The following is a 10773-nucleotide window of genomic DNA, read 5'->3' on the forward strand; positions in this document are numbered from 1 at the left end:
CTGAATGCTGATAGCTGAATGCTGATAGCTGAATGCTGATAGCTGACCGCTGATAGCTGAATGCTTACCTAGGCTGTAGTCTTTAGACTATAGGGAACAACACAAGCAAGCCTATAGTTGATAGTCTAGAGTCGAGAAAGGAAAAGTCGCTAGGTTACACATAATATGGTGGTGAAGCAAAATGAGCTAGAGCAATGCTATAGAGTTCTTGAACTGGAGCCTGGAGCATCACCGGAAGAAGTGAACCAGGCTTACAAGGATTTAGCATTTATTTGGCATCCCGATCGTGTTCCTGAGGATAATCCTCGCCTCAAGCAAAAAGCTGAAGAAAAACTTAAGTTACTCAATCAGGCACGAGAAAAATTGCGATCGCATCAGACCTTACCCACTGCTTCACAAAAGCAAGCTAGGGGCAGAACACAGTATCGGAATTATCGTAATCCAAATCCAAGACCAAAACCACCACCATCACCCCAGCCAAACCCACCGAACTATTACAAATACAAACAACCAGAACGATCTAGAGCCCAACCATCGACGACCGCTCAACCTCGGACTCCCAAGCCCCCTGCTAACCCTAGAGCCCAACCATCGACGACCGCTCAACCTCGGACTCCCAAGTCCCCTGCTAACTCTAGAGCCCAACCATCCACGACCGCCCAACCTCGGACTGCCCAGCCCCCTGCTGAATCTAGAGCCCAACCATCCACGACCGCTCAATCTCGGACTACTCCAGCCCAAGCTCGGACTGCCCAGCCCCCTGCTGAATCTAGAGCCCAACCATCCACGACGGCTCAATCTCGGACTCCCAAAGCCCCTCCTGACTTGAGTGGTGCTGATTTTAGCGGAGCAGACCTCAAAGAAAGAGACTTCTCAAATCGGAATCTGCAATCCGCTAATTTAAGTCAGGCTAACCTAAAAGATTCCTTTCTCCATCGGGTCAATCTTGCCGGGGCTAACCTCGAAGGTGCTAATCTCTTTAGAGCCAATTTATTTCAAGCTAACCTCAGTAATGCTAACTTACGAGAGGCTAATCTGATTGGAGCTGATTTGAGTGGAGCTGATTTGAGTGGAGCTGACATGAGTGGAGCTAAAGTGGGTTCTAATGGTAAGCTCTTGGTGAAACTGACAGGGGCAAACCTAAGGGGGGCAGTTTTGCCCGATGGCAGTATCCACGACTAGGAGCAACTTTGTAGTACATCCATAGCAAAAACAACAGCAAATTTGAAGTCAATTTAAACTATTGATCATCTTGATCATCCCTTTCCAAATCTGGGAAAGGGAGAACAGGCAATCTCTGCCCTCGAAACACTTCCTCACTACTAATACCTGTAGCTTCTAACCATGAACCCATAGCTTGTATTGAGAGTATACCTAAAAGCATTGGAGCAGTCCCTAGACTTACGAAGAATTTTGTGGGCATTTCTAAATTAAACAGGTCTGCTGACCTGATTTCTGGTATTTCTGGTTGAGAAGAAGACATCTGGGTTATTTTTAGTACAAATGAACTAAACAAAGCCAAAAATTTCACATCGGGGCACAAGAGCCAGACTTCCACAGTAACTCGATTTTTATCTATTTGTAGGGTCTCCCTCCTGAGACTACTAGATAAGGGCGTTTCCCAGTTTGGCGTAAGTCCTGTTGACTCCAATATTACCTGGGATTTACCTACTGAGTCTCAAAGCTGCTTTTGTCAGCGTTCATTTGTGTAGCCCCCCTGTTTTAGAGTCTGGGCTGCTGAGGATTTCAACCTCTATTGTCAGCTAAATGAATTTTATTTGCCCAACAAATAAGTAGTCTTCAGAAAATTGTGCTTAAATCAAGGCGAGCATCTAAGATATGAAGAAATCATTCCTCCGTTACCAGTCCAGTTAATCAATTTGTGATGTTGGATGTCGATCAGAGTCTCCCAAAAGCTCCTCCGCCCTCCCTTGCCAAGTGGGCTTATTGTGCCATTAGGCAACCTGGGTTATCCATACGAATCCGTTTGCGAGGGAACAATTTGCACATTCTGTGTGAACACCCTCAGGGAGTAGAAGCCAATAAGTTAGTCAACCGCCTTATCAAAGCCCTGAAACTGCAACAGGGAGAAGTTCAGTTTCCCCTAGACTTAGCAAACCCGATCTATCAAATAATTGTTTATGGGCGTCGAGTGGGGCAGAAGCGTCCAGACTGGATTAAGCAAATCGCTATCAAACTACCGACCGATGATGCCACTAATGCTTCTAACCAATCTTCCCAGACGTCTTTCGACGCCATAACCACTGATACTGATGCGGACTTAACTGTCTCAAACGAAAGTCTTGCCCGTTCTGGTTCTCCAGATGCGATCGCTCGTTATCTCAGTGAATCCCTCAGTTACCTAGGTGTCAGTGTTAAAGTCCGGATCCAACACCAAGATTCCAAAGCTAGAAGATTTTCCGGGGCAAGTTCTAACCTTAAACAAACTAACCTTCACCCTTCACCCCCTAACCGACGGCTCTGGATAATTTGTAATTCTAACTACAGCCCCGATCCCTCCTTACTATCTGAGCCCATCATCGACCGGTTACATTCCTTGCAACTCAAAGGGTTTCGAGATGCCCTGATTTGCTTTCAGGTAAGTGGCGAAGCCACTCCTGATTGGAAGCTGCGAGTAGATTTGACCCCTCCAGAAGAAGTCCTCAAGGAATGGGCTCGTTGGGGAGATGTAGAAGCAATCCAGCGGTTATTAAATCAGGGGTTAGCAGCGGTAGGAATAACCGTTAGAGCCATTCTTAAAGAAACCACCCTACATGTATTTTCTAGCTTCATCCACCGCCGAAAAACTATTGCCCCAGAAAAAGAAACCTTAGTCAGTACCATTGCCTCAATACTCGATTTAATCGCTCCTCAAGGTATCCAGGGTGCCACTATTTATGGTGTAGAGTCAAGTCAGTTCCCTAGTCAAACCTTACTGTCTCAGGAAGCTGACTCTCTCCAACCCCCCTTGGGAAAGAATGGTCAAGCTGCCAACAATTCCTTACTGCCAGAAACCGAATCCCCAGCCTGGATTCACTGGCTCAACTTACCAGCAGCAGACCACCAGAGTTTAGGAGAATCCACCTATTCCTTAGCCCAAACAGGGCATCACGATGCCTTGACCTTTTTGTTGGAACGCTTACTTAATCCCGACATTGACCAACGATTGGTAACAGGTGGAGTAAGGGTTAAAATTCGCCGTAAACAAGACTTGTTGCACATCATGAGCGAGGCAACGGTCTGTCCTCGAAAATCTAAGGTCACTCGAAAAATTACCCGCTTCCTAGAGCAGCTGGCTATGTCGGAAATTACTGGGTTGCGGCTCTATGGACGTCGCGCTGGTGCTACCTCCCCCTCCTGGAACTATGGAGTTGATTTTGTTCATCGACAGCGTCTAGTCCCAGAAGCTACCCCAGAGTTTGCTGCCTCAGATGCCTACCTGAGTGATTTGGTAACTCCCAGTGGGGAACCAGTACTGCGTCGTGATCTAACCCACGACGATCTCAACCAGGGTTTCAAAGGAGCAGTTGATGGTTTAGTTTACATACTCCAGCGTTTGCTATGCTACTCTCAGCTATTTGTACCAACTGTAGAAAACCAAGACATGGCAGCCTTCTCAGACAAGAGACAGGCTAGGGGAAAATTGTCTATCCAAGGCGTAGCAGTAGGCATGGTATGGGGCGTAGCAGGATTACTACTAACACTGATCACAGATTGGCGCTTTAGTGAGCTGCTACAGTCTCAAGCCTCACCATCAGCAGAAGTAAAGGCAGTGACGAACTCATCACCCAAACCCATTGCTTTGCCCCAAATATCTTTGCAAAAAGGGGCGGGTCTCGGGACTGAAAACTTCAATACCTCTGGGTTTACTGCTCCTGGGGATACCATGGTGATTGTGAATGAAAACGGCAATGCTACCATGGCAGCCATGCTGGCCGCAGCGCGATCGCCCAATCCTTCATTCAATAACCAGATGTTAGATGAAAAGCTAGCTCTGTACCAACAACGCCTGCTTCAGAGTGGTATCCCTGATGTACTGATTATGGGCAGTTCCAGAGCCATGCGGGGAATCGATCCCATTGCCCTCCAAAATGCCTTGGAAGAACAGGGCTATCCTGGCATTGACGTGTTTAACTTTGGGGTTAATGGTGCCACAGCTCAGGTAGTAGACTTCATGGTTCGGCGCGTCTTAACTCCGGAGCAACTGCCTAAATTGATTATTTGGGCTGATGGGGTCAGAGCCTTTAACAATGGTCGAGTTGATGCTACCTACAACTCGATTATCGCATCACCAGGCTACCAAGCTCTAATGGCAGGAGTTTTTCCGAACCGCACTAAACAACCACTATTACCGACAGATGCCACAGACCAACCTCTAGAGGTTTTTAATGATAGTTATCAGTTAATCAGTGACTGGCTAAATCAGTCAATAGCCAAAATTTCCTTAACTTATCCTCACCGAAGCCAGCTCAAATCTCTGTTACGGGAAAAGTTGGTTGACCTAGAAAAGTTCCTCCAACTAGACACAACCGAGACTGCCAAAAAGCCTCAAAAGACATTATCCCCAACCTGGAAAATTGACTTTGATGGCTTCCTTCCCCTGTCAACTCGTTTTAACACCGCTACCTACTACCAGAAACATCCTAAAGTTCCCGGTATTTATGATGGTGATTACCGGTATTTTCAGCTAGGAGGTCAGCAAGACAAAGCCCTAAGAAATTTGCTGGAATTTGCCCAGAAGCATGACCTTAGTATCGTTATGGTCAACCTACCCCTGACTAAAGAATATTTAGATCCAGTGCGGAGCAAATATGATAAACAATTTCAGCGATACATGTACAACTTTGATCTAGAAGGGGGATTGATTTTCCGAGATTTCAATAAGATGTTGCTAACTAAACATGACTACTTTTCCGACCCCAGCCATCTCAACCGCTATGGTGCTTACCAAGTTTCTAAGCAGTTGGCTAAAGATCCAATGATGCCTTGGTCATTAGTCATTAGTGATTAATAATTAATTATTAATCAGTTTTAAATTAACGAACAACCAATAATTATATAGCGGTTTGCAACCCGCGCTAATTACAATAACAACAAGTAGTCAGTAGTCAGTAGTCAGTAGTCAGTAGTCAGTAGTCAGTAGTCAAGATTCGTAATTATACTTAACCTACACGCAAACCGCTATAACTATTCAAACGGAAACGATATGTAAGCATATGCGCTACGGGCATATGCTGATGGCTGATAGCTGAATGCTTACACACTATCAGGCAAACATCCTTCACCCTTGATCTTTAAAAAATGTCATTTATTTCGATTACCTACAGCTGTTTCTTGCTAGCAGTTTTGGGAATCTACTGGTTGGTGCAATCTTCTACAGCTGCCACAGGTTCTCCCAAACTAAAACTTTTGGTTTTATTAAGTAGCAGTCTAATATTTTATGCTTCACTACAAATCCAATACATTCCCCTGTTGGTGTTGATTACCCTAATTAATTTTTACTTTGGACAAGCACTTGGAACGAATACAGTTTCTGGTTCCCATGCTACGAATTATCATCTCTCCAATGAAGAATGGCTATTGGCTGATAGTTTTTGGAATAACCGACGGTCAAGACTACTGTGGCTAGGTATTTTCCTAAATGTTATCTTTTTGCTCGGCTTCAAGTATATTCCTTTTATGTTGTCAAATTTGGCAGTAATCATCAACTTTACCATTGCCCAAGATGGGGCGAATTGGATTAGGGATAACTTAATTGTTCCTCTAGGAATATCGTTTTTTATATTTGAGGGCATTGCTTATCTCATTGATGTCTATCGTGGGGCTCCAGCAACTCGTAATCTCCTCCAGTTTGCTGCTTATAAGTTGTTTTTTCCTAAACTTATTTCTGGTCCAATTACTCGTTATCATCCGTTTGCCCTTGAACTTAAAACCTTACAATTTCCAAGTCTTGATCGAGCAACAGAAGGACTTTGGTTGATTACATCTGGTGCGATTAAAAAGGCACTGTTAGCCGACCACATTGGGATTTTTGTTGATTTGTGTTTTGGCAATATAGAACGGGCTGGTAGTGGAGATTTATGGTTAGCTATCTTTGCCTACGGTTTACAACTCTATTTCGATTTCAGCGGCTATGTAGACATTGCCCGTGGTAGTGCAGTGTTACTGGGCATTAATCTTCCAGAAAACTTTGATTTTCCCTATTTCAGTATCAGCATTGCGGATTTCTGGCGTCGCTGGCACATCACTCTAGGGGATTGGATCCGTAACTATCTCTACTTTCCCTTGGGCGGTTCCCGTAAAGGGGTTGCTCGTACCTGCGTTAACCTATTCATCGTAATGGTCATTATTGGTATCTGGCATGGAGCAGCTTGGGGATTTGTAGCCTGGGGTGGCTTGCATGGTCTAGCCTTAGTCCTTCATCGCTTGACCGAAGCTTTCTGTGAAAATAGAGATGGGATAAAACGTTGGTGGCAAAGTTGGTCAGGGGTCTTGGTAAGCTGGTTTTTGACCCAATTTATGGTGTTTACTGCCTGGATTTTTTTCCGCATCCCCAATCTCAAACAAGCCAGTTTAGTCATCCAGAATCTCTGGGGTCACCCAGCTGACATCCAATTTGGTCAAAAAGTCTACTTAACCGCTATTGGTATGGAACGCTTCTGGGTGCTTCTCCTGTTAGTTAGCTTAGCAGCCTCAATGGCTGGGGTTTACAGTATCCGAAGGGGTCTGAAATTACAACTCAACTGGCCGGTGAAGTTGTTGTTGGTACCAGTAGGTCTCTACGTAGTTTGGTTGTTTGCTCCTCAGAGTGGTCTGCCTTACATTTATTTCGATTTTTGAACTTAAACTATTTCTGCCCTAAAGACGAACTCACACACTAACCCACTAGCACTCTATCAAAAGGGGCACATCGAACCGATAGGATAGTAGTAATGCTGCAATAATATAAGCTTTATACAAGACTTGAGAGAGAACGCTTTATGGATCTGGTTACACTCCAGAACAAATTAGATAATATTTCCTTTTTCGTCCTGTTTGTGACGATGTTAATTTACTGGGTAGGAGCCGCTTTTCCTAAAATTCCTTATTTGTCACCCTTAGGAATATCAGGGATGGCAACCGCCAACCTTTGCACTGCTACCTTACTCGGAGCAAGATGGCTAGAGGCAGGCTACTTCCCGATCAGTAATCTCTATGAATCCCTGTTTTTCCTGACCTGGGGAATTACCACAGTTCACCTAATTGCTGAAAACATGAGTCGCAGCCGATTGGTAGGGGTGGCTACTGCACCAGTCGCCATGGGAATTACCGCGTTTGCCGCTCTATCCCTACCACCAGACATGCAGGAAAGCGCTCCATTGGTACCTGCTCTGAAATCCAATTGGTTAATGATGCATGTTAGTATCATGATGCTTAGTTACGCTACCCTGATGGTAGGTGCCCTGGTAGCGATCGCATTTTTAGTGATTACCCGTGGTCAGAACGTGGAACTGCGAGGAAGTTCTGTCGGTACTGGTGGCTATCGCAGCAAGAATAACTTACCGAATAACTTACCAGGGAATTCCAATTTTAAACTACAGCGCAACGGTAATGATCCAATTTCTCAGGCTGTAGTTACCTCTGATACCTCATCCCCTTTAGCTGAACTGGGACAGAGTAATGCAGCTAGTACTACAGCAGTGCTCGATTTAGTAACTACCCCCGACTCACCCCTACCATCGGTATCCACAGCACCCACCCTCTCACCCCAGAGGCTTAGTATTGCCGACACTCTCGATAATATCAGCTATCGTATTATTGGGCTGGGGTTTCCTCTGCTCACCATTGGGATTATTGCCGGTGCCGTTTGGGCAAACGAGGCTTGGGGTTCATACTGGAGTTGGGACCCAAAAGAAACCTGGGCATTAATTACCTGGCTAGTGTTTGCTGCCTATCTCCATGCCCGCATTACCCGTGGCTGGCAAGGACGCCGACCAGCAATTTTGGCAGGGACAGGACTTCTAGTTGTTTGGGTTTGCTATCTGGGAGTCAATCTATTGGGTAAAGGCTTACATTCCTACGGCTGGTTCTTCTAAGAACTATATATTTCCGTGATTGAGTGCATGCCCTAAATTGCTTCTACTGAAAACCCGCTTTAATGCCTAGAGGCATCGGGGAATTAACCCTAGGAAACCGACCTTTGCCTCAAAGGAATAGTTAGTTCAATGGTTGGGCAATGAAACTCCTGCCCTCTAGGCATGGAAGCTTATCGAAAAGTTTGATCGGGGAAAATAGTCGTGGATAATCAGTTCAAGCCACTCGCTGTTGGTGAAGTACTATCAGTGGATGAATCTGCTCAAATCTTTATTGGTAACCGTACCTTTAGGGTCGGTGAATTCTTAGTTGCTATCAAAAAGAAATTGGTAGAAGTCTTAGGGGATGAATGGACTCCAGAACAGGAAAGTTGGTTTAGCGAATCGGGTATTCCTTGTGAAGTGTTGCAATTTGCTGCTAATGACTGGCAGCAAGGCAAGGTAAGACTTAATCTAGAATTTTGCCTTGTCGAGACTCAGGATAAAGTTGATGATATATCAGCTATTGGTGGTGAAACATTGCAAAGCACATCAACCCAGGTAGCAGAACAGCCAGACCTCCCAGAGCCACAAACTAGCAATGATTCTGGATTGGAGCTTGGAGTTGGAGCAGCCACAGCCGCTGTGACTGCTACTGGAATATCAGTAGCTGAAGCACTGGAGGAAGATGCCTCAACTGCTATCTCCGATGAGATGAAACTTCAACCAACACTTGATGCAGATGAAGACATTGCTATCGATCAAACCCCAACCAGTACTGAAGATGACTTTGATTTAGGAGACTTTTCCGATAGTCAGGAAGATATTGCTATCGATCAAACCCCAACCAGTACTGAAGATGACTTTGATTTAGGAGACTTTTCCGATAGTGAGTCGGAAAGTGAGGAAGATATTGGTTTTGAACAAACCCCAACTAGTCAAGAAGATGATTTTGATTTAGGAGACTTTTCCGATAGTGTTGACGAAGATATAGAGTTCGTAGAATCACCGACAGCAGCGGAAGAAGATTTGCTGGATTTGTCAGCAGTATCAACAGACAGTAGTAATGATTTTGATCTCGGTGAAATGTCTGATGATAGTGATGAAGATATGTTTCAACTGGACGATATTTCCTTTGATGAGGAATCAGAAAACGGTGATGATAATTCCCTAATGGATGATGTCTGGCAAGAAATGAATGAGCTTAAATAAGCTGAACTAATAGTCTATTGGTAAATGTTGACATGGGAGCATCGTAGTGAACAGGCCGATTTCAAAGCTTTTAACAACCTTGAGCGTTTAGAATTTATAGGATTCTAGGCTATCCATGACCTACAAAATTCAAAATTTGACACTCCCCGGCCTAAAAGGACGGGGATTCTTTGCTCAACGACCCGTCTTGCTCAACCAGACCGGAGTCAGGAAGAGTAGAGGACAGATCTCCCAAAGCGTATCGGCTTTCGCCGACGCTACGCGAACAGATCATGGATCCGAGTTCCGGTGTGCCCCACCGTACTGAAGGCTCTCTTAAGAATGTTGATGGCTGCATTGTGGTCTCTGTCTAATTGACAACCACATTTGCAGGTATGAGTTCGAGTTGACAAATATTTTTTGACAACTTCACCACACTGGGAACAATTCTGGCTGGTTAAAGCCGGATTAACTGCAACAGTTATCCGACCAAACTTAGTACCAAAATGTTCCAACCATTTTCTGAATTGATACCAACCTGCATCATTAATAGACTTGGCGAGACAGTGATTTTTAACCAAATTCCTAACTCTTAGATCTTCGTAGGCGACAAGGTCGTTAGACCTGATTACGCAACGTGCCGGAGACGAAACCTTAGAAGAGTGCAGCCTTACAACAAAACCTGCCACCTTTGATGCATAGCCTACCAACTATAAAGGCTGCACTCTTCTTGCGGTAACTTCTAACCAGTCTTTTGGCATGTTCTTCACGTTGTCTACTTATTCTAAGATGCTGCCTACCTAGTCTATCAATGGCTTTCTTTCGGTTAGCAGAGCCTTTCTTTTTACGAGAAACTCGGCGTTGATAAAATTTCAACCGTTTCTCGCCCTTACGATAAAATCTTGGATTTGGTTCTGTGTTTCCCTTTGAATCGGTGTAGAATTCTTTTAAACCCACATCAAGTCCCACATTGGTATGGGACGGATCTAGAGATTCTTTAATCTCAACTTTTACACAAAATTGAACATAATAGCCATCTGCGCGACGAACCAATCTAACTCGTTTAATCAAATTTTGGTCGTAACGCCATAACTCCCAGGTTCCCTTAAGCTTTAGTTTCCCGATACCTTTTTTGTCTAAGAATTTTATATACTTGGTATCAGCTGAAAGTTTCCAGCCTGATGTTTTATACTCAACTGACCGAGAAAACTTTTTAAACTTGGGATAACCCTTTTTGCCAGGGACTTGTTTTTTACACTTATCGTAAAACCTAGAAATTGAACTATAAGCTCTTTCCACCGAAGCTTGACAGGCATGAGAGTTTAAGTCTGTGACAAAAGGATATTCAGATCTCAGCCACGTGTTATAGCGATACAGGTCTTTTTGTCCTATCCCTTTGTTGTCCATCCAGTAACGGATGCACTTATTTCGTACAAACTGACCAGTGCGTATCGCCTCATCAATGGCAGCATATTGAGTTTTATTCCCTTTGACCTTAAATTCTAAGACGATCATTTTGACGTGGGATAAC

Annotated in this window: 8 protein-coding genes; 5 read left to right on the top strand and 3 right to left on the bottom strand. The window is 44.4% G+C overall.

Features of this window, described 5'->3' with window-relative positions; genetic code table 11:
- Nucleotides 1-165: 165 nt before the first annotated feature.
- Nucleotides 166-1182, top strand: coding sequence for a pentapeptide repeat-containing protein (locus tag F6K38_RS28210; protein ID WP_287358370.1), 1017 nt, complete (start codon nt 166-168; stop codon nt 1180-1182).
- Nucleotides 1183-1240: 58 nt separating this feature from the next.
- On the opposite strand, the gene F6K38_RS28215 is transcribed toward F6K38_RS28210, so the two are convergent.
- Nucleotides 1241-1483, bottom strand: coding sequence for a hypothetical protein (locus F6K38_RS28215; RefSeq protein WP_044492433.1), 243 nt, complete (start codon nt 1481-1483; stop codon nt 1241-1243).
- 402 nt (nt 1484-1885) lie between these two features.
- Between F6K38_RS28215 and F6K38_RS28220 the strand changes: the two genes are divergently transcribed.
- From F6K38_RS28220 to F6K38_RS28235, 4 genes are all read left to right on the top strand, one after another.
- Entirely contained in the window at nt 1886-5011 is a 3126-nt protein-coding gene (locus F6K38_RS28220) for a DUF1574 family protein (RefSeq protein ID WP_008180706.1), read from the top strand.
- Between the two features lie 290 nt (nt 5012-5301).
- The gene (locus tag F6K38_RS28225) at nt 5302-6840 is read left to right on the top strand and encodes an MBOAT family O-acyltransferase (RefSeq protein WP_287251418.1); all 1539 of its coding nucleotides are present in this window, start codon (nt 5302-5304) and stop codon (nt 6838-6840) included.
- 140 nt (nt 6841-6980) lie between these two features.
- Complete coding sequence (ccsB, locus tag F6K38_RS28230) at nt 6981-8075, top strand: c-type cytochrome biogenesis protein CcsB (RefSeq protein WP_008180701.1); 1095 nt, start codon at nt 6981-6983, stop codon at nt 8073-8075.
- A 201-nt stretch (nt 8076-8276) separates the two neighbouring features.
- Complete coding sequence (locus tag F6K38_RS28235) at nt 8277-9263, top strand: KGK domain-containing protein (RefSeq protein WP_287313875.1); 987 nt, start codon at nt 8277-8279, stop codon at nt 9261-9263.
- Between the two features lie 257 nt (nt 9264-9520).
- On the opposite strand, the gene F6K38_RS44445 is transcribed toward F6K38_RS28235, so the two are convergent.
- Both F6K38_RS44445 and F6K38_RS28245 read right to left on the bottom strand, forming a co-directional pair.
- Nucleotides 9521-9823, bottom strand: a complete 303-nt coding sequence (locus F6K38_RS44445) for an RNA-guided endonuclease InsQ/TnpB family protein (RefSeq protein WP_008180697.1) — start codon at nt 9821-9823, stop codon at nt 9521-9523.
- Nucleotides 9824-9896: 73 nt separating this feature from the next.
- Nucleotides 9897-10757, bottom strand: coding sequence for an RNA-guided endonuclease InsQ/TnpB family protein (locus F6K38_RS28245; RefSeq protein ID WP_287358371.1), 861 nt, complete (start codon nt 10755-10757; stop codon nt 9897-9899).
- Between the last annotated feature and the right edge of the window lie 16 nt (nt 10758-10773).

Source organism: Moorena sp. SIO3B2 (genome assembly GCF_010692525.1).
In the GTDB taxonomy this organism is placed as follows: Bacteria; Cyanobacteriota; Cyanobacteriia; order Cyanobacteriales; family Coleofasciculaceae; genus Moorena; species Moorena producens.

Coding starts and splice junctions, on each gene's coding strand:
- ccsB (WP_008180701.1), top strand. CDS start 6,981: ATGGATCTGGTTACACTCCAGAACAAATTAGATAATATTTCCTTTTTC.
- F6K38_RS28245 (WP_287358371.1), bottom strand. CDS start 10,757: ATGATCGTCTTAGAATTTAAGGTCAAAGGGAATAAAACTCAATATGCT.
- F6K38_RS28215 (WP_044492433.1), bottom strand. CDS start 1,483: ATGTCTTCTTCTCAACCAGAAATACCAGAAATCAGGTCAGCAGACCTG.
- F6K38_RS28210 (WP_287358370.1), top strand. CDS start 166: ATGGTGGTGAAGCAAAATGAGCTAGAGCAATGCTATAGAGTTCTTGAA.
- F6K38_RS28220 (WP_008180706.1), top strand. CDS start 1,886: ATGTTGGATGTCGATCAGAGTCTCCCAAAAGCTCCTCCGCCCTCCCTT.
- F6K38_RS28225 (WP_287251418.1), top strand. CDS start 5,302: ATGTCATTTATTTCGATTACCTACAGCTGTTTCTTGCTAGCAGTTTTG.